The sequence below is a fragment of the Streptomyces sp. NPDC088746 genome, assembly GCF_044751065.1.
Classification (GTDB): Bacteria; Actinomycetota; Actinomycetes; order Streptomycetales; family Streptomycetaceae; genus Streptomyces.
In genome coordinates, this window is record NZ_JBIVLA010000006.1 from 226537 (window position 1) to 244584 (window position 18048).

The 18048-nt window shown below is 72.6% G+C and carries 16 protein-coding genes; 11 read left to right on the forward strand and 5 right to left on the reverse strand.

The window, feature by feature from the left end; all coding sequences use genetic code 11:
* Nucleotides 1-109: 109 nt before the first annotated feature.
* Complete coding sequence (locus ACIP63_RS26145; RefSeq protein ID WP_401520059.1) at nucleotides 110-1588, forward strand: amino acid permease; 1479 nt, start codon at nucleotides 110-112, stop codon at nucleotides 1586-1588.
* Here the strand turns inward: ACIP63_RS26145 and ACIP63_RS26150 are convergent.
* Nucleotides 1536-1994: an ATP-binding protein gene (locus ACIP63_RS26150; protein WP_401520722.1), complete on the reverse strand. Its 459-nt coding sequence runs from the start codon at nucleotides 1992-1994 to the stop codon at nucleotides 1536-1538. The two genes, ACIP63_RS26145 and ACIP63_RS26150, sit on opposite strands and share 53 nt — an antisense overlap.
* A 285-nt stretch (nucleotides 1995-2279) precedes the next feature.
* On the opposite strand from ACIP63_RS26150, the gene ACIP63_RS26155 reads away from it, so the two are divergent.
* Both ACIP63_RS26155 and ACIP63_RS26160 read left to right on the forward strand, forming a co-directional pair.
* Nucleotides 2280-3107, forward strand: a complete 828-nt coding sequence (locus ACIP63_RS26155; RefSeq protein ID WP_401520062.1) for an enoyl-CoA hydratase family protein — start codon at nucleotides 2280-2282, stop codon at nucleotides 3105-3107.
* Nucleotides 3108-3111: 4 nt separating this feature from the next.
* On the forward strand, nucleotides 3112-5397 hold the full coding sequence (locus ACIP63_RS26160; RefSeq protein ID WP_401520065.1) for a bifunctional salicylyl-CoA 5-hydroxylase/oxidoreductase: 2286 nt from the start codon (nucleotides 3112-3114) through the stop codon (nucleotides 5395-5397).
* Here ACIP63_RS26160 and ACIP63_RS26165 read toward each other — a convergent pair.
* Genes ACIP63_RS26165 through ACIP63_RS26180 form a run of 4 tightly spaced genes read right to left on the reverse strand, consistent with a single transcriptional unit; the run spans nucleotide 5384 to nucleotide 9156 of the window.
* On the reverse strand, nucleotides 5384-5842 hold the full coding sequence (locus ACIP63_RS26165; protein WP_401520068.1) for a hypothetical protein: 459 nt from the start codon (nucleotides 5840-5842) through the stop codon (nucleotides 5384-5386). The two genes, ACIP63_RS26160 and ACIP63_RS26165, sit on opposite strands and share 14 nt — an antisense overlap.
* Entirely contained in the window at nucleotides 5839-6660 is an 822-nt protein-coding gene (locus ACIP63_RS26170; RefSeq protein ID WP_401520071.1) for a GNAT family N-acetyltransferase, read from the reverse strand. Before ACIP63_RS26170 ends, ACIP63_RS26165 begins: the two co-directional genes overlap by 4 nt.
* 32 nt (nucleotides 6661-6692) lie before the next feature.
* On the reverse strand, nucleotides 6693-7535 hold the full coding sequence (locus ACIP63_RS26175; RefSeq protein ID WP_401520073.1) for a PaaX family transcriptional regulator C-terminal domain-containing protein: 843 nt from the start codon (nucleotides 7533-7535) through the stop codon (nucleotides 6693-6695).
* 4 nt (nucleotides 7536-7539) lie between these two features.
* The gene (locus tag ACIP63_RS26180; protein WP_401520076.1) at nucleotides 7540-9156 is read right to left on the reverse strand and encodes an AMP-binding protein; all 1617 of its coding nucleotides are present in this window, start codon (nucleotides 9154-9156) and stop codon (nucleotides 7540-7542) included.
* Nucleotides 9157-9276: 120 nt separating this feature from the next.
* Here ACIP63_RS26180 and ACIP63_RS26185 point away from each other — a divergent pair, with 120 nt between their 5' ends.
* The 8 genes from ACIP63_RS26185 (at nucleotide 9277) to mnhG (ending at nucleotide 18041) form a co-directional block, all read left to right on the forward strand.
* Nucleotides 9277-10410: an acyl-CoA dehydrogenase family protein gene (locus ACIP63_RS26185; protein ID WP_401520079.1), complete on the forward strand. Its 1134-nt coding sequence runs from the start codon at nucleotides 9277-9279 to the stop codon at nucleotides 10408-10410.
* Nucleotides 10407-10808 carry a RidA family protein gene (locus ACIP63_RS26190; protein WP_401520082.1) on the forward strand — a complete coding sequence of 134 codons (402 nt, stop codon included), beginning with the start codon at nucleotides 10407-10409 and terminating at the stop codon, nucleotides 10806-10808. Before ACIP63_RS26185 ends, ACIP63_RS26190 begins: the two co-directional genes overlap by 4 nt.
* Nucleotides 10809-11545: 737 nt before the next feature.
* Complete coding sequence (locus ACIP63_RS26195) at nucleotides 11546-14449, forward strand: Na+/H+ antiporter subunit A (protein WP_401520084.1); 2904 nt, start codon at nucleotides 11546-11548, stop codon at nucleotides 14447-14449.
* Nucleotides 14446-15039, forward strand: coding sequence for a Na(+)/H(+) antiporter subunit C (locus ACIP63_RS26200; protein ID WP_401520086.1), 594 nt, complete (start codon nucleotides 14446-14448; stop codon nucleotides 15037-15039). Before ACIP63_RS26195 ends, ACIP63_RS26200 begins: the two co-directional genes overlap by 4 nt.
* The gene (locus tag ACIP63_RS26205) at nucleotides 15036-16685 is read left to right on the forward strand and encodes a Na+/H+ antiporter subunit D (RefSeq protein ID WP_401520089.1); all 1650 of its coding nucleotides are present in this window, start codon (nucleotides 15036-15038) and stop codon (nucleotides 16683-16685) included. Before ACIP63_RS26200 ends, ACIP63_RS26205 begins: the two co-directional genes overlap by 4 nt.
* The gene (locus ACIP63_RS26210) at nucleotides 16682-17314 is read left to right on the forward strand and encodes a Na+/H+ antiporter subunit E (protein WP_401520092.1); all 633 of its coding nucleotides are present in this window, start codon (nucleotides 16682-16684) and stop codon (nucleotides 17312-17314) included. Before ACIP63_RS26205 ends, ACIP63_RS26210 begins: the two co-directional genes overlap by 4 nt.
* On the forward strand, nucleotides 17311-17634 hold the full coding sequence (locus tag ACIP63_RS26215; RefSeq protein WP_401520095.1) for a monovalent cation/H+ antiporter complex subunit F: 324 nt from the start codon (nucleotides 17311-17313) through the stop codon (nucleotides 17632-17634). Before ACIP63_RS26210 ends, ACIP63_RS26215 begins: the two co-directional genes overlap by 4 nt.
* Complete coding sequence (mnhG, locus tag ACIP63_RS26220; protein WP_401520098.1) at nucleotides 17631-18041, forward strand: monovalent cation/H(+) antiporter subunit G; 411 nt, start codon at nucleotides 17631-17633, stop codon at nucleotides 18039-18041. Before ACIP63_RS26215 ends, mnhG begins: the two co-directional genes overlap by 4 nt.
* Nucleotides 18042-18048 lie beyond the last annotated feature (7 nt).

Here is an 18048-nt window from a genome sequence, read left to right on the forward strand (position 1 = left end):
CGCACGTCCGAACCCCTTTTCATGTGCCCCGGCAGGGGCGCGTGCCCAGGCGCGAGCCTCCCCACAGGCTCATTCCCCCGCACCGCCAGAGAAGAGACCCCGTCCCCCCATGAGTCCCGCTTCCTCCACCCCGCAGAGCCCCCCGCGCAGGACAGGGGCCCGCGTCAAGAGTCCCGAACTGCTGCTCGCCGAGTCCGGAGCCGACCTGGAAGGGCACGGCCTGCGGCGCACCATGGGGCTGTTCCAGCTCGTCTGTTTCGGTGTCGGTGCGATCGTCGGCACCGGGATCTTCGTCGGGCTGTCCGACAGCGTCGCCGAGGCGGGCCCCGCCGTGGTGGTCTCGTTCGTCCTCGCCGCCGTGACCTGCATCTTCACCGCCTTCTCCTTCGCCGAGCTCGGCGGCGCCATCCCGGTCTCCGGCAGCTCCTACTCCTTCGCCTACGCCACACTCGGGGAGCGGGTCGCGTTCCTCGTCGGCTGGTGCCTGCTGCTGGAGTACGGCGTCTCCGTCTCCGCCGTGGCGGTCGGGTGGAGCCAGTACGTCAACGAGCTGCTGGACAGCCTCATCGGCTGGAACCTCCCCGAGGCGCTCTCCTCCGGACCCGGCGACGGCGGCGTGATCAACCTGCCGGCGGTCGTCGTGGTCATGATGGCGGCCACCCTGCTCGTGCGCGGCATCCGGGAGAGCGCGGGTGCCACGGCGGCGATGGCGGTGCTGAAGATCGGCATCCTCATCGCGTTCTGCGCGATCGCCTTCACCGCGTTCCAGGACGGACATCTCTCGCCGTTCGCCTCGCACGGTATGGCCGGGATCACCGCCGGCGCCTCGGTGGCGTTCTTCTCGTACATCGGCTTCGACGCCATCACCACCGCCGGTGAAGAGGTCAAGAACCCCCGCCGGAACATCCCGATCGCGATCATGATCTGCATCGGCCTGGTCACGCTGCTCTACTGCGCGGTCGCCCTCGGCGCCATCGGCGCGCTGGGTGCGGACGCCGTCTCCGACAAGCCGGCCGCGCTCTCGCTGGTCGTGGACAAGGTCACCGAATCGAGCGTCGGCGGTGGGATCATCGCTTTCGGCGCGGTCGTCGCCATCGCGTCCGTCGTCCTCGCGGTGATGTACGGCCAGACCCGCATCCTGATGTCGATGTCCCGCGACGGGCTGATCCCCCGGGTCTTCGAGCGGGTGTCGCCCAAGACCCGCACGCCGGTCGCCAACACCTGGATCGTGGCCGTCGTCTTCGCGGTCCCCGCCGCGTTCTCCTCCCTGGACGTCGTCGTGAACCTGACGACCATCGGCACGCTCGCCACCATGGCGGTGGTCAACATCGCCGTCATCGCGCTGCGCCGCCGCAACCCGGAACTGAAGCGTTCCTTCCGGGTGCCGCTCTACCCCGTCAGCCCGGTCCTGGGCGTCGGCTTCTGCGTGTACCTGATGTACGGAACGGGCTGGACGACCTGGGTGCAGTTCGTGGTCTTCCTCGCCGTGGGAGCCCTGGTGTACGCGGGATACGGCCGCAGCCGTTCCCGGCTCGTCAGTCCCGGGGAGCCCGGGGAGCCGGCGGGGTCGGACCCGGCGGCAGGGTGAACCACACCGCCTTGCCCTGCTCGGTGGGGCGGTGACCGCAGGCCGAGCTGAGGGCGCGGATCAGGAGCAGCCCCCGGCCGTGCTCCTGCCACGGGTCCGGTGCGGAGCCGGGCAGCAGGCGGGAGAGGTCGCCGGGCGGCCCCGGGTCGTGGTCGTGGACCTCCACCTGGCAGCCGGACGCCATGAGCTCGACCACCAGCTCGATGGGGCCCGCGCCGTCGGTGTGCTCCACGGCGTTGGCGACCAGTTCCGCGGTCAGCAGCTCGGCGGTGTCGCTGTCCGCGGGCGCCTCGAGGTCCGCCAGCGCCGTACGGATGAGGGCGCGGGCGATCGGCACCGCGGCCGTCGAGTGCGGCAGGGCGATTCGCCAGGATGAGGGCGGGGGCGCGGGGACGTCGGGCGGCAAGGCGGGCATTTCCGTTCGGGAGCGGGACATCCGGCGGGGGAGCTTCGTTCCGGGGCGACTGCGTCCGGGGCGGCGTCCTCCGTCACCGGAGGGTACGGGGTCCGTACCTGGACTTCCTGCGCTCAACCATACGAAGCGCGACGCCGCAGACATAGAGGCAGTCGACTGTGACAAAGGGGACCTTCGCCACAGTGCCCGCTATCGCGTACTCATGACGGAAGTCACAGATGGGTGATAGCTTCGAAGCGCATCAGCATCGGCCCGACGGCTGGAGGGGAACCTTCCATGAGCCCGTTCACCGGCTCCGCCCCGCGCACGGAGCGCTGGAAGCATCTGCGTCTCACCACGGACGACGGTGTGGCGACCGTGACGCTCGCCCGTCCCGAGAAGCTCAACGCGCTCACCTTCGGCGCCTACGCCGACCTGCGCGACCTGCTCGCCGAGCTCTCCCGCGAACGCTCCGTGCGGGCCCTCGTGCTCGCCGGAGAGGGCCGGGGGTTCTGCTCGGGCGGTGACGTCGACGAGATCATCGGCGCCACGCTGGCCATGGACACCGCGCAGCTCCTGGACTTCAACCGGATGACCGGACAGGTCGTACGCGCCCTCCGCGAGTGCCCCTTTCCCGTCGTCGCCGCCGTCCATGGAGTGGCCGCCGGAGCCGGAGCGGTCCTCGCCCTGGCGGCCGACTTCCGGGTGGCCGCCCCGTCCGCGCGCTTCGCCTTCCTCTTCACCGCCGTCGGCCTGTCCGGCGGTGACATGGGCGCCGCCTACCTCCTGCCCCGTGTCGTCGGCCTCGGCCACGCCACCCGGATCCTCATGCTCGGCGAACCCGTCCGCGCCCCCGAGGCCGAGCGCATCGGGCTGATCAGCGAGCTGACCGGCGAAGGGGAGGCCGACGCCCGCGCCGCGGCCCTGGCCAGGCGGCTCGCCGACGGGCCGGCCCTTGCCCTCGCCCAGACGAAGGCGCTGCTCACCGCCGAGCTCGACATGCCGCTCGCCGCCTCCGTGGAGATGGACGCCGCCACCCAGGCCCTCCTGATGAACGGCGAGGACTACGCCGAGTTCCACGCCGCCTTCACCGAGAAGCGTCCGCCGAAGTGGCGGGGCAGGTAGCGCGATGCCCTCCTCCGGCACGGGGCGCATCGCGGTCATCGGCGGCGGGCCCGGCGGGCTCTACGCCGCCGCCCTCCTGAAGCGGCTGGACCCCGGCCGCGAGATCACCGTGTGGGAGCGCAACGCCCCCGACGACACCTTCGGCTTCGGCGTGGTCCTCTCCGACGAGACGCTCGGCGGCATCGAGCACGCCGACCCCGTCGTGTACCGGGCACTCAGCGACGCGTTCGTCCGCTGGGACACCATCGACGTCGTGCACCGGGGCGCCACCCTGACCTCGGGCGGCCACGGCTTCGCCGCGCTCGGCCGCCGTACGCTCCTGCGGATCCTGCACGAGCGCTGCGCGTCCCTCGGGGTACGGCTCCGCTTCCGGACCGAGGCGCCGCCCGCCGCCGAGCTCGCGGCCCGCCACGACCTGGTCATCGCGGCCGACGGGGTGCACAGCGCCACCCGCGAGGCCCACGCCCGTCACTTCCGCCCCACCGTCACCCACCACCGCAACCGTTACATCTGGCTCGCCGCCGACTTCGCCCTCGACGCCTTCCGCTTCGAGATCGCCGAGACCGAGTACGGCGTGATGCAACTGCACGCCTACCCCTTTTCGGCCGGTGCCTCCACCGTCATCATCGAGATGCGCGAAGAGGTCTGGCGGGCCGCGGGCCTCGACACCTGCGACACCGCCCGGTCCGCCGAGCACTGCGCCAAGGTCTTCGCCGAGGCCCTCGGCGGCCGGCCGCTGCGCTCCAACAAGTCCTCCTGGCTCACCTTCGCCACCGTCACCAACGCGCACTGGTCGCACGGCAACACGGTCCTGCTCGGCGACGCCGCCCACACCGCCCACTTCTCCATCGGCTCCGGCACCAAGCTCGCCGTCGAGGACGCCCTCGCCCTGGCCGCCTGCGTCGGGGAACAGCCCGACCTGCCCACCGCCCTGGCCGCGTACGAGGCCGAGCGCCGCCCCGTCGTCCTGTCCACCCAGCGCGCCGCCGCGGCCAGCCTGCGCTGGTTCGAGGAACTCCCGCAGTACGTGGACCAGCCGCCCCGGCGCTTCGCCTTCAACCTCCTCACCCGCAGCCGCCGCGTCACCCACGACAACCTGCGGCTGCGCGACCCCGCCTTCACGGAGGCGGTCGAGGAGGAGTTCGGCTGCCCGCCCGGCACGCCGCCGATGTTCACCCCGCTGCGCCTGCGCGGCCTCGAACTCCGCAACCGTGTCGTCGTCTCACCCATGGACATGTACTCCGCCGCCGACGGGCTGCCCGGGGACTTCCACCTCGTCCACCTCGGCGCCCGCGCGCTCGGCGGCGCCGGTCTCGTCATGACCGAGATGGTCTGCGTGAGCCCCGAGGGCCGCATCACCCCCGGCTGCACCGGCCTCTGGACCGATGAACAGGCCGAGGCCTGGACGAGGATCACGCGCTTCGTGCACGGCTCCGGCCCCGGCGCCGCGATCGGAGTCCAGCTGGGCCATTCCGGCCGCAAGGGCTCCACCCGGCTGATGTGGGAGGGTATCGACCAGCCGCTGGACGAAGGCAACTGGTTGGTCAGCGCCGCCTCGCCCCTTCCGTACGCGCAGGGCGTCAACCAGATCCCGCGGGAGCTCGACCGGGCCGGGATGGACGCGGTCAGGGACCGGTTCACCGCCGCCGCCCGGCGCGCCGCCCGCTGCGGCTTCGACCTCCTCGAACTGCACTGCGCCCACGGCTATCTGCTCTCCGGCTTCCTCTCCCCGCTCACCAACCTGCGCACCGACGCGTACGGCGGGACCCTGGAGAACCGGCTCCGCTTCCCCCTGGAGGTTTTCGACGCGGTCCGCGCCGTCTGGCCCGAGGACCGGCCCATGACCGTACGGATCTCCGCCACGGACTGGGCGCAGGGCGGCACGAGCGACGAGGACGCCGTGGCGGCCGCCCGCGCCTTCGCGGCCCACGGCGCGGACGCCATCGACGTCTCCACCGGCCAGGTCGTCCCCGACGAACGTCCCGAGTACGGCCGCTCCTACCAGACCCCGTATGCCGACCGGATCCGCAACGCCCTGGATGTGCCCGTCGTCGCCGTCGGCGCCATCTCCTCCTGGGACGACGTCAACTCGCTGCTGCTCGCCGGCCGGGCCGACCTCTGCGCCCTGGCCCGCCCCCATCTGTACGACCCGCACTGGACGCTGCACGCGGCGGCCGAGCAGGGCTACGCGGGACCGGGCGCCTCCTGGCCGCTCCCGTACCGCGCGGGCAGCCGCACCCCGCCCACGGGCCGCACCGACGCTCCCAGGCCCCGGCTCACGCTTGACTGAGCGTCAGGCACTCATGACAGCGGCACGGGTCGGGATGGGGCATGGCCCAGTGCGTGGTGCGGTATTCGACGGACAGCCGGCCGAGCAGGGCCGCGACCTCCTCGGCGTCCTGACGGGTCGTCCACCAGCCGCCCACCCCGGCCTCCTCGCACAGCCGCAGCACGGTCGGGCTGTGGACCTGCACGGCCCGGAAGGTGTGCAGATTGCGGGTCGACATGTCGATCGTGATGTACGTGCCGGTGTGGCGGCCGCGCCCGATCGTGGTCAGCTGCTCGTGGCCCGAGCCCGCGTAGGTCTCGATCACGTACACCTTGGAGCCGCCCCGGTAGGACTTGGTCCCGGGCCGCAACTCCTGGCCGCCCTCGCCGTACCTCCTCCACCGCACGACGTTCGCGGCGATCAGCCATGCCTGGCCGGCCGGTATCTCCCCGGCCCCGGCCGTCATTCCGGCTCCGCGGTGATCAGCAGACGGTCGCCGACGGCCTCGTAACCGATGCGCCGGTACACGCCGTTGCTCGTCGGATTCCCGAGGTCCGTGAAAAGCAGCACCTCCCCTGCTCCCTCCTCCTGTGCCACCCGGCTGACCTCCGCCGTCGCCGCGGCGGCATAACCCCGGCCCCGGTGCTCCGGCGGTGTGTAGACGGCCGCCACCCGCACCATGTCCGCGATCCTGTGCGAGCGGCCCGCCATCGACACCGGCTCCCCGTGCGCCTCCCAGACCGTCAGCAGGCCGTGCGCCGTGCGCTCGTCCACGCTCCGCCCGGCCCGGTCGCCCGGCTGGCCGGTCTCCTCGCCGAAGGCGCGGAACCAGCCGACCAGCAGCGCCCGGTCGGCGGCCGTGGCGGCCCTGGGCCGGCCCGCGGGCGCGGGGGAGGGCGACACCAAGGTGCCCAGCCGGTACAGCCGGTGCTCCTCGTCGACGCGGTGACGCGGCCACCGGGCGGCCAGGACCCGGGCGGTGTCGCGGTCGGCGTTGACACCGGGGAGCGGCAGCGCGTCGGCCAGGGCCGCGACCGCCTCGGGAGACGCGGTGCCCAGGAGCGGCAGGTAGGGCGGTGTGCGTACCAGCGCCCCGGCCACCTCCCCGTCCGCCCCGCGCCACCACCCCAGTACGGGCGGCTCGGTGCCGAACGCGAACGGGCCGTCCTTCCGCAAGGTGGCGGTGACGGTCAGCAGCAGGGTGTTCTCGGCGGGCCGGGCGGCCAGGGACGCTCCGGCCGCGGCCAGGAAGGCGTCCACATCATCGGTGAAGGTCCAGGGCATTGCCTCATCCTGGCGGGTCCCCCGTCCTCGGGTCATCCCGATTTCGCGGGCGGTTCAGGGCCCTCCCGGACGAACCGGGCGCCCGCGTCCCGCAGCCGGGCGTGCAGCAGCCCGAACACCTCCGCCGAGCGCCCGCCCGGCCAGTCCTTCGGCAGCAGCTCCCCGGGCAGTCCCGGGTCCGCGTACGGCAGGTGCCGCCAGGAGTCCAGCGCGCGGAGGTAGTCCCGGTAGGCCTCCTCCGGATCAGGGACTTCTCCGCCGGCCCGTGCCTCCCAGGACCGCAGCACCGGCTCCTGCTGTTCCAGGAAGTCCAGGTGGAGCCGGGCGATCGCGTCCAGGTCCCACCAGCGCGCCACCGCCTCCCTCGTGGCGGCGAATCCGAGGTGCTCCCCGCGGAACAGATCGACGTACGGGGCGAGTTCGAGGCGCTCCAGCGTGTGCCGGGTTTCCTCGTGGAGTCCGGCGGGCGCGATCCACACCCCGGGTGCCGCCGTGCCGAAGCCGAGCCGGCCGAGGCGGGAGCGCAGCAGGTGGCGCTTGTGGCGTTCGGCCTCGGGTACGGAGAAGACGGCGAGCACCCAGCCGTCGCCGGGCAGGGGTGCCGGAGGCCGGTAGATCCGCCGGTCGCCGTCGTCCAGCAGCTGGCGGGCGTCGGACGACAGGGCGTACCCGGCCGCCCCGTCGGCCGTGCGGGCGGGGGCGAGCAGCCCCCGGCGCTTGAGGCGGGACACGGACGAGCGCACGGACGGGGCGTCGACCCCGACCGCGTGCAGCAGCCGGATCAGCTCGGACACCGCCAGCGGCGCGTTGCCGGGGCGACGGCCGTACGCGCCGTAGAGGCTGACGATCAGGGAACGGGGAGTGTGCTCGGCCACGTGATCACTCTAGAGCGGTGCCGCGCAGCAGGAAGCGCTGGAGCTTGCCCGTCGCGGTCCTCGGGAGCGCGGGCAGGAACTCGACGGCGCGCGGGCACTTGTGCGGCGCCAGCTCGGCCTTCATGTGCGCCCGCAGGTCGTCGGCCGACAGCAGGGCACCCTCGCGCGGCACGACGTACGCGGCCACGATCTGCCCGCGCAGGTCGTCGTCCCGGCCCACCACCGCGGCCTCGGCCACGTCGGGGTGGCGCAGGAGGGCCTCCTCGACCTCCGGGCCGGCGATGTTGTACCCGGCGGAGATGATCATGTCGTCGGCGCGCGCGACATAGCGGAAGTAGCCGTCGGGCTCGCGGACGTAGGTGTCGCCGGTGATGTTCCAGCCGTGGCGTACGTACACCCGCTGGCGCTCGTCGGCGAGGTACCGGCAGCCGACCGGGCCGCGCACGGCCAGCAGGCCCGGTTCGCCGTCGGGCAGCTCCTCGCCGTCGTCGTCCACCACACGTGCCTCCCAGCCGGGCACGGGGACACCGGTGGTGCCGGGCCTGATGTCGTCGTCGGCGGCGGAGATGAAGATGTGCAGCAGCTCGGTGGCCCCGATGCCGTTGATGATGCGCAGCCCCGTCCGCTCGTACCACGACCGCCAGGTCGCGGCGGGGAGGTTCTCCCCGGCCGAGACGCAGCGGCGCAGCGCGGACAGGTCGTGTCCGTCGAGCGCGTCGAGCATCACGCGGTACGCGGTCGGCGCGGTGAAGAGGACGGAGACACGGTGCGCGGCGAGCGCGGGCAGCAGCTGCTTGGGCCCGGCCTGCTCCAGCAGCAGCGCGGAGGCGCCGGCCCGCAGCGGGAAGATGACCAGCCCGCCGAGCCCGAAGGTGAAGCCGAGCGGCGGGCTGCCCGTGAACACGTCGTCGGGGCCCGGCCGCAGGACGTGGCGGGCGAAGGTGTCGGCGACGGCCAGCACGTCACGGTGGGCGTGCATGCAGCCCTTGGGCCGCCCGGTGGTGCCGGAGGTGAAGGCGATGAGCGCGATGTCGTCGGCCGCGGTGTCCACCGCCGGGCACGGCCCCGGCCGGGCGGCCGCGAGCACCGTCAGGTCGTCGGGGGAGCCGCCCCCGTACGTCGTGACGTGCAGGCCGGGCACCTCGGCGGCGGCCAGGTCGTCGACGGACCTGATGTCGCAGAGCGCGTGGCCGACGCGGGCGAGGGAGCAGATGGTGGCGAGCTCCGACGCCCGCTGCTGCGCCAGCACCGTCACCGCGACCGCGCCGGCCTTCATCACGGCGAGCCAGCAGGCCGCGAGCCAGGGCGTGGTGGGGCCGCGCAGCAGCACGCGGTTGCCGGGCACGACGCCCAGATCGTGCGTCAGCACCAGGGCGATGCGGTCCACCCGGTCCCGCAGCTCCCCGTAGCTCCAGACACCGCCGTCGGCGCTCCGGAAGGCCGGGCGGTCGGGGCCGAAGCGGCCGAGGGTGCGGTCGAGCAGCTCGTACCCGCAGTTCAGCCGGGCCGGGTAGGCCAGTTCGGGGAGGTCGAAGACCAGCTCGGGCCAGTCCTCGGCGGGTGGGAGATGGTCGCGCGCGAAGGTGTCGGTGTGCGCGCTCGCGGTACCTGACGGCTTCATGAAGCATCGCTCCCTGATCCAGCCTGACCCAAACGAAAGACCCTGGTCGCCCTTGGAGCGTATCGTTTGAGTGACGGTAGTCAACGGTCCGCGATAAGTCGTGACAAGAGAGGCGCCGGTATGACGGCATTCTCCCTCGATCCCGGTCGAACCGCCTGGTGCGACGAGCTGTACACCCTCGCCCGCGACGAGCTGCGCCCCCTCGCGGAGAAGGGCGAGCCCGGCCATGTCAACCGCCCGCTCGTCGCCGCCCTCGGCGGACTGGGGCTCCTGGACCGGCTCCTCGGCTCGGGAGCGCTCGATCTCTGCCTGCTGCGCGAATCGCTGGCGCGCGGCTGCACCGAGGCCGAGACCGCACTCGCGCTCCAGGGCCTCGGAGCCGGCCCGGTCCGCCTCGCGGGGACCGAGGCCCAGCGCGCGCGCTGGCTCCCCGAGGTGCGCGCGGGACGCGCTGTCGCCGCCTTCGCGCTCAGTGAGCCGGGCGCCGGATCCGACGCGGCGGCGCTCGCCCTCGCCGCACGGCCGGACCCCGGCGGGGACGGCTGGCGGCTCACCGGCGAGAAGTGCTGGATCTCCAACGCGCCCGAGGCCGACTTCTACACCGTCTTCGCCCGGACGGGCGAGGGCGCCGGAGCCCGCGGTGTCACCGCGTTCCTCGTCCCCGCCGACCGCCCCGGGCTCACCGGGACGCCTCTGGAGATGCTCTCGCCGCACCCCATCGGAGCGCTGGACTTCGACGGCGTACCCGTGACCGCCGGCGACGTGCTCGGTGAACCGGGCCGGGGGTTCCGTGTCGCCATGGACACCCTGAACCTCTTCCGGCCCAGCGTCGGCGCGTTCGCCGTCGGCATGGCACGCGCCGCACTCGACGCCACGCTGGAGCACACGGCGCACCGCACCGCCTTCGGCGCGCCGCTCAAGGACCTCCAGGCGGTCTCGCACCAGGTCGCCGAGATGGCCACCCGCACCGAGGCCGCCCGCCTCCTGGTGTACGCGGCGGCGGCCGCCCACGACGCGGGCGAGCCGGGCGTGCCCCGGCGCGCCGCCATGGCCAAGCTGTACGCCACCGAGACCGCGCAGTACGTCGTCGACGCGGCCGTCCAGCTGCACGGCGCCCGCGCCCTGCGCCGGGGCCATCTGCTCGAACACCTCTACCGGGAGGTCCGCGCGCCCCGGATCTACGAGGGGGCCACCGAGGTACAGCGCACCATCATCGCCAAGGAGCTGTACGCGACACAGGAGACGTCCGCATGAATCCGATCACCCGGATCAACCCCGCCGAACTGGCCCCGCCCACCGGCTTCTCGCACGCCGTCACGGCGGCCGGCGGCCGGCTGGTCTTCCTGGCCGGCCAGACCGCGCTGGACGGTGAGGGAAAGATCGTCGGCGCCACTCTGCCCGAGCAGTTCGAGACGGCCCTGGGCAATCTGCTCACCGCCCTGCGTGCGGCGGGCGGCGCCCCGACCGCCCTGGCGAGGGTCACCGTCTACGCCACCGATGTGGCCGACTACCGCGCCCACGCCCCGGAACTCGGCGAGATCTGGCGGAGGCTGGCAGGACGCGAGTACCCGGCCATGGCCGTCATCGGCACGGCCCGGCTCTGGGACGAGCAGGCCATGGTCGAGCTCGACGGCATCGCGGTGCTGGACTGACGTGGCACGCGCGCGGGGGCGGTGCGACCGGCCGGACGGGGGTCGGTCCGCCGATGCCACCGCCATGTACCGGTACACGCAGGGCCTTTGCCATCCCGGATTCCCAGACAGGAAGGGGGGCGGGGGCACGTCGCGGCCGAAGGCCCCCTCCCTGAGGTCGCCGCCACCGGCCGCGGGGCACGCGGATCCAGGCACAGGGCGGACCGAATGCCCACCGTGGTGCGGTGTTTGCCCGCCGAAGCGTCGGGAATGCCGGTGAGGCCCGGGTAGCGACATGCGTGTGCCGGAGTGAGGCTGAAGGTGTACGTATACGTTCTCCGGCGGACCAGGAGGCGACGGCGATGACCGGCGGACCGCCCCCGTGCACAGTGAACAGGTCCCCCGACGGTGAAGGCCTCACGGTCCGTGACGACCCGCCCCGCCGCCCGCACGTCGCCGGAGGCGTCCGGGGCATGCCCGGCGAAGTGCCCGACGAGCCCCGTCATCTGCCGCTGAACGCCGACCGGGTGCTCCGGAACGGGAGGGGCGCCGGTGCGGCCGCGCCGGAAAGGTCCCACGTCATACCGTGTGACCGCGGGCGGACAGGGCAGACGCGGTCCTGTGACCACAGCGGGACGAGTACCGACCACAGCCGCCGACCGTAACCAGCGGGCGGGCCGTCGCGCGGCGCGCCGGACGGGTGAACCGGGCCGGGGGATATATCTGTATTCGGTGCTCTTTGTTCCGGACCGCCTGTCGTGATCGCACTCATCCTCTGCCATTTCGCGCTGGCGGCGTGCTCGGCGCCGCTCGTGCGGTGGCTCGGCCGATACGCCTTCGTCGTGCTCGCGCTGCCCCCTGCGGCCACCACGGTGTGGGCGGCCACCGAGTGGAGCGGCACGGAAGCGGGCCGGGCGGTCACCTGGTCATGGGAGTGGATCGGCACCTACGACGTGTCCATCGCCCTGCGCCTGGACGCGCTCGCCGAGCTGATGGTGCTGCTCGCTGCCGGGGTGGGCATGCTCGTCCTGCTGTACTGCGCGTACTACTTCACCGACGACTCACCCCAACTGGCGTCCTTCGCGGGGAACCTGCTGGCCTTCGCCGGTGCCATGCTCGCCCTCGTCCTCGCGGACGACCTGATCTCGCTCTACGTGTTCTGGGAACTGACCACGGTCTTCTCGTACCTGCTGATCGGTCACAGCAGCCGGCGCAAACAGAACCGCCGCTCCGCCCTCCAGGCCCTGACGGTCACCACACTGGGCGGCCTGGCGATGCTGGTCGGCTTCCTGATCCTCGGCGAGGCCGCGGGCACCTACCGGATCTCCGCGATCGTCGCCGAGCCCCCGGAGCCGACCCTCGCCGTGTCCGTGGCCGTCGTCCTCGTGCTGTGCGGGGCCCTGTCCAAGTCGGCGATCTGGCCGTTCAGTCTCTGGCTGCCGAACGCCATGGCCGCGCCGACCCCCGTCAGCGCCTACCTGCACGCCGCGGCCATGGTGAAGGCCGGCGTCTACCTGGTGGCACGGCTCGCACCCGCCTTCGCCGACGTCCCCGTCTGGCGGCCGATCGTGCTGGTGCTGGGGGGAGCGACGATGCTCCTCGGAGGCTGGCGCGCCCTGCGTCTGCACGACCTGAAGCTCGTCCTCGCCTACGGCACCGTCAGCCAGCTCGGCTTCCTCACGGTGCTCGCCGGGGCGGGGAACCGGAACGCGGCGCTCGCGGCCGTCGCGATGATCCTGGGGCACGCCCTGTTCAAGGCCGCGCTGTTCCTCGTCACCGGCATCGTGGACCACGCGGCGGGCACCCGTGACCTGCGCAGACTCTCCGGCCTCGCCCGCACCATGCCGTACGTCTGCGGGGTCGCGGTCCTCGCCGCCGCCTCCATGGCGGCCGCGCCGCCCCTCCTCGGATTCGCGGCCAAGGAGGCCGCCTTCGACGCGTTGCTGCACGGCGACACCGCCGACCGCTGGGTGCTGGCCGTCACCGTCGTGGGCTCGGTGCTGACCGTCGCCTACACCCTGCGCTTCGTCTGGGGGGCGTTCGCCCGTAAGCCGGGCGTCCCCGACACCCCCACCCACCGCGCCGGCGCCGGCCTCCTGGCTCCGCCGGCCGTGCTCGCCGTCGCCGGGCTGGTGCTCGGCCCCGGCGTCGGATGGACGGACCGTCTGTTCGCCGCGTACGCCGACGTCTTCCCCGCCCCCGCGCACCCCTACCACCTCGCGCTCTGGCACGGCTTCGGGACGGTCCTGCTGCTGTCCGCCCTGACCTGGGCGGGCGGAGCCGTGCTCTTCGCGGGACGCGCGACGGTCACCAGGGTCTCGCGGCGCGTCGCCTGGCCCACCGCCGACAGCGTCTTCGGGCACCTCCTGCTCGGCCTGGAACGGGTCGCCCTCCAGGTCACCGGCTTCGTCCAGCGCGGCTCCCTCTCCGGCTACCTGGCCATCACGCTGATGGTGATGCTCTTCGGCCAGCTGGCGGTCCTGGTCGCGGACCAGCCCTGGGAAGGGGCGGTCGCCCCCCGGGTGTGGGACACCCCTCTCCAGGGGGCGGTGGCCGTGCTCACCTGCGCCGCGGCCCTGTCCTGTCTGACCGTCAGCCGCCGGATGAAGGCCGTGGTCCTGGCGGGACTGACCGGCTACGGGGCGGCGTTGCTCTTCGTCGTGCAGGGCGCGCCCGACCTGGCACTCACCCAGTTCTGCGTAGAGACCGTGTCCATGATCGTGTTCGTGCTGGTGCTGCGCCGGATGCCGGTGCGTTTCGAGGAGTCGATCGGCACATGGCGGCGTGCCGTGCGGATCCCCGTGGCGCTGGCCGCGGCGGCCACGGTCGGCGTGGCCGTCTGGGTGGCGGGAGCCGCCCGGGTCGCCGAGCCGGCCGGCTCGGCGATGGTCGAGGAGGTCGCCCATCACGGGCTCAAGGACGTGGTGGCCACCATCCTGGTCGACCTGCGCGCCTGGGACACGATGGGGGAGTCCGCCGTCCTCGCGGCCGCGGCGATCGGGGTGACGAGCCTCATCTACCTGCACCGCCGCGGCGAAGCCCCCATACAGAGGGAGGAGTTGCGGGGGGAGACCGCCTGGTCGCTGTCGGGCCGACGGCTGACCGGACTGCCGCAGGGCGACGACACGGCGCCCGAACGCAGCTGGCTGGCCGCCGGATCGACCCTCGCGCCCGAGCACCGTTCCGTCGTCTTCGAGGTGGTGGCCCGGCTGCTCTTCCATCCCATTCTGGTGCTCTCCCTCTATCTGCTGTTCTGCGCGGAGAACATGCCGGGCGGCGGCTTCGTCGCCGGACTCGTGGCCGGCCTCGCCCTCATCACCCGCTATCTGGCGGGCGGCAGGTTCGAACTGGCTGAGGCCGCGCCGTTGCAGCCCGGACTCTTCACCGGACTCGGACTGTTCGTGTCCACCGGAGTCGCCCTGGGCGGCCTCGCGGAGGGGACGGTGCTGCACGCCTGGACCTACCACGGGCATCTGCCGCTCTTCGGCGACTACCACCTGAGCACATCGGTCCTCTTCGACTTCGGTGTCTACCTGCTGGTGCTCGGTGTGGTCCTGGACATCGTGCGGGCGCTGGGCGCCAAGGTCGACCGCCAGATCGAACGGGCGGCAGGCGCGCTGACCACCGCGCCGGAGACCGGGACGGGGGAGCCGAAGCGATGACCATGAGCGCCTCGCTCCTCGCCACCGCCGTCGTGCTCTGCGCGGTCGGCGGCATCCTCATGCTCACCCGCCCGCTCACCCGCGTCCTGCTCGGCGCGGTGATCACGGGCAACGGCATCAACCTGCTGGTCCTCGCATCGACCGGCTCGGCGGGCGCGGCGCCGCTGCTCTACGGCGTGCCGCTGCAGCGGATCACCGACCCGCTGCCCCAGGCCATCGCCCTCACCGCCATCGTCATCACGCTCGCCACCACGGCCTTCCTGCTCGCCATGGCCTACCGCAGCTACCAGCTGACCGGCACCGACGAGGTCCATGACGACCTGGAGGACCGGCGCATCTTCCTGCGCGCCGAGGTGCTGGGGGAGCGGGCCGAACTCCGTGAGGAGTACCGGGCGGGGCCGCGCCCCACCCGGCAGGAGCGTGCGCGCTACCGCGAGGAACACCGCCGTCTGCGGGCCAGGCTCCGCGCGGACCGCGCCCTCCAGGCCCGGGGCCGGGATGCCGGCGGAGACCTGTGGCACGACGTGCTGGGAGCCGATCCGGAGGATTACGTGAAGGACAAGGACGACAACCGAGGAGCCGCCGGATGAACGCGCTCGTCCCGCTGCCCGTCCTGCTGCCGCTCTGCGCCACCGGGGTGAGTCTCGCCTTCGGCACCAGGCTCGCGCGCTTCCAGCGCTTCATCAGCGTGGCCGTCCTCACCGCCGTCCTCGGTCTCTCGGTGGCACTGATGATCGCCGCCGACCGCCAGGGGCCCCTCTCCGTCCACCTCGGCGACTTCGCGCCGCCGCTCGGCATCACGCTCGTCGCCGACCGGCTCTCCGGGCTGATGCTGACCGTCTCCTCGGCGGTCACCCTCTCCGTCCTGGTCTACTCGCTCGGCCAGGGCATGGCGGACCGGGACAAGGAGACGCCCGTCGCCGTCTTCCACCCCGCCTACCTCATCCTGGTCTCCGGGGTCTCCCTCACCTTCATCGCGGGCGACCTCGTCAACCTCTACGTCGGCTTCGAGATCATGCTGGTCGCCAGCTTCGTCCTGCTCACGCTCGGCGGCACCGGCCCCCGGATCCGGGCCGGCTCCACCTACGTGATCATCTCCCTGTTCTCCTCGATGCTGTTCCTCACGGCGATCGCCATGACCTACGCCGCCGCCGGCACGGCCAACCTGGCCCAACTGGCGGTGCGGCTGCCCGAACTCCCCCTCGGTGTGCAGACCCTGATCCAGGCCATGCTGCTCACCGTCTTCGCCATCAAGGCCGCCGTCTTCCCCCTCGCCGCCTGGCTCCCCGACTCCTATCCGACGGCACCCGCGCCCGTGACCGCCGTCTTCGCGGGCCTGCTGACGAAGGTCGGCATCTACTGCATGCTGCGGGCCGAGACCCTGCTCTTCCCCGGCAACCGGCTCGGCGACCTGATCATGGCCGTCGCCCTCGTCTCGATGCTCGTGGGGATTCTCGGGGCGGTCGCACAGACCGACCTGAAGCGGCTGTTCTCCTTCACCCTCATCAGCCACATCGGGTACATGGTCTTCGGCATCGGCCTGGCCACCCGCGAGGCGTACGGCGGAGCGATCTTCTACGTCGCCCACCACATCACCGTCCAGACCACTCTCTTCCTCGTGGCGGGACTCATCGAACGCCGGGGCGGGACCAACGAGCTCACCCGGCTCGGCGGACTGGCCAGATCGGCTCCGCTGCTCGCGGTCCTCTTCTTCGTCCCCGCGATGAACTTCGCCGGGATCCCGCCCTTCTCCGGCTTCATCGGCAAACTCGGACTCATGCGGGCCGGGGTCTCGGACGGCGGCGTCTGGGCCTGGATCCTCGTCGCGGGCGCGACCGTGACGAGCCTGCTCACCCTGTACGTGATGGCCAAGATCTGGAACCTGGCCTTCTGGCGTACCGAGCCACCGGGCCAGGCCGCCTACGGCACCGTCCTGGAGACCGCCGACGACAGCGACGACGAGGACACCGACACCGGGCCCGACCGCATCCCCGGCACGGGCGACGAGGGGGTGGGGCCCCCGCCGGCCGGCCAGGCCCTGGCCGCGACCCTCCAGGGGAGGGCTGTGACCACCACGATCCGCCCGCCCAGGGCCATGACGGCGGCCACCGCGGGAGCCGTCCTGCTCGGCCTCGCCTTCACCGTGCTGGCCGGCCCGCTGGCGGCGTTCACCGACCGTTCGGCAGCCGAACTCATCGCGCGCCGTCCCTATGTGGAGGAGGTGCTCGGCCGGTGAAACGCCTGATCACCCTGTCGTACCACAACCCCGATCTCCCGCCGTACAGCGTCGAGTTCGCCGGCCGCCGGCGCCGCGTGCTCGACCTTCCGCTGATCGCCTGGCTCACCCTGATCTGGGTCATGCTGTGGTCCACCCTTACCTGGGCCAACGTCGTCACCGGCGTGGTCGTCGCCGTGGCCGTCTGCCTGGCCTTCCCGCTGCCACAGGTCGATCTGGGGCTGCGGCTGCACCCCTGGGGCATCCTCCGGCTCGTCGGCTATCTGCTCTACGACATGTACACCTCGGGCGTGAAGGTCACCCGGCAGATCTTCGCCGGGCGCCCGCACCGGCCCGCCGTCATCGGCGTACCGCTGCGGTGCCGCAGCGACCTGATGCTCGCCGCGACGGCCGTCTCCGTGTCCAACGTGCCGGGCGGCTCCGTCGTGGAGGTGCGCAGGGCCACCGCCACGCTCTTCATGCACGTGCTGGACGCGGACAGACCGGAGGAGCTGGAGGCGGCGCGGCGATCCGTCTGGAAGCTGGAAGAACTGACCGTCCGGGCGTTCGGCACCTCCGACGAGATCGCCCGGGTCTCCGGCCCACCACCACCGGTCGCCGGGTCCGACCGCGGAGAGGAGGGACCGTGAGCGGCCCCGAGACCGTAGACCGCGTGCTGATCACCGCCGCCGTCGTGTTCGTCGTCGTGGCGGGCGCGCTGCTGCTCTTCCGGATCAGCCGCGGGCCCTCCATGCTCGACCGGGCCATCGGGCTGGACGTCTTCGCCGCGGTGATCATCGCGGGGCTGGGCGCCAAGTCCGCCTTCGCCCGGGACCCGTTCTACTTCCCGGTCATGCTGGTGCTCGCGTTCCTCGGCTTCACCGGCTCGGTGGGCATCGCCCGCTTCATCGCCGTACGCGACAAGCCGCTGTCGCGCCGGAAGGCCGACGGGAAGGAGGGGCAGCGGTGAACGTCTGGCTCCAGATCACGGACACGGCCGGCGCGGTACTCGTCTTCCTCGGCGCGGCGATCTGTCTCCTCGGCGTCGTCGGCATGCTCAAGCTGCCCGACGTCCTCTCGCGCAGCCACGCGGCGACCAAGCCACAGACCCTCGGGCTGCTGCTGGTGCTGGCCGGGGTGGCGCTGAGGCTGCGCAGCGGGATGGACCTGGCGACGCTCGCCCTCATCGGCTTCTTCCAGCTGATGACGGGCCCGGTGGCCGCCCACCTGGTGGCCAGGTCGGCGTACCGGACGGGACAGATCGAACGCGGTGAGCTCCTCTTCGACGACCTGGACGCACAGCTCACCGAGCCGGGGCCCGACCCCGGTGGCGAGCCGGAACCGGGGGGCGGATCCGGACGCGGACAGGGGAGTTGAGACATCC

What these genes read in the sequence shown, in the direction of transcription:
- ACIP63_RS26185 (WP_401520079.1), top strand. Translation starts at nt 9,277, where the DNA reads ATGACGGCATTCTCCCTCGATCCCGGTCGAACCGCCTGGTGCGACGAG.
- ACIP63_RS26170 (WP_401520071.1), bottom strand. Translation starts at nt 6,660, where the DNA reads ATGCCCTGGACCTTCACCGATGATGTGGACGCCTTCCTGGCCGCGGCC.
- ACIP63_RS26190 (WP_401520082.1), top strand. Translation starts at nt 10,407, where the DNA reads ATGAATCCGATCACCCGGATCAACCCCGCCGAACTGGCCCCGCCCACC.
- ACIP63_RS26155 (WP_401520062.1), top strand. Translation starts at nt 2,280, where the DNA reads ATGAGCCCGTTCACCGGCTCCGCCCCGCGCACGGAGCGCTGGAAGCAT.
- ACIP63_RS26200 (WP_401520086.1), top strand. Translation starts at nt 14,446, where the DNA reads ATGACCATGAGCGCCTCGCTCCTCGCCACCGCCGTCGTGCTCTGCGCG.
- ACIP63_RS26180 (WP_401520076.1), bottom strand. Translation starts at nt 9,156, where the DNA reads ATGAAGCCGTCAGGTACCGCGAGCGCGCACACCGACACCTTCGCGCGC.
- ACIP63_RS26165 (WP_401520068.1), bottom strand. Translation starts at nt 5,842, where the DNA reads ATGACGGCCGGGGCCGGGGAGATACCGGCCGGCCAGGCATGGCTGATC.
- ACIP63_RS26145 (WP_401520059.1), top strand. Translation starts at nt 110, where the DNA reads ATGAGTCCCGCTTCCTCCACCCCGCAGAGCCCCCCGCGCAGGACAGGG.
- ACIP63_RS26160 (WP_401520065.1), top strand. Translation starts at nt 3,112, where the DNA reads ATGCCCTCCTCCGGCACGGGGCGCATCGCGGTCATCGGCGGCGGGCCC.
- ACIP63_RS26205 (WP_401520089.1), top strand. Translation starts at nt 15,036, where the DNA reads ATGAACGCGCTCGTCCCGCTGCCCGTCCTGCTGCCGCTCTGCGCCACC.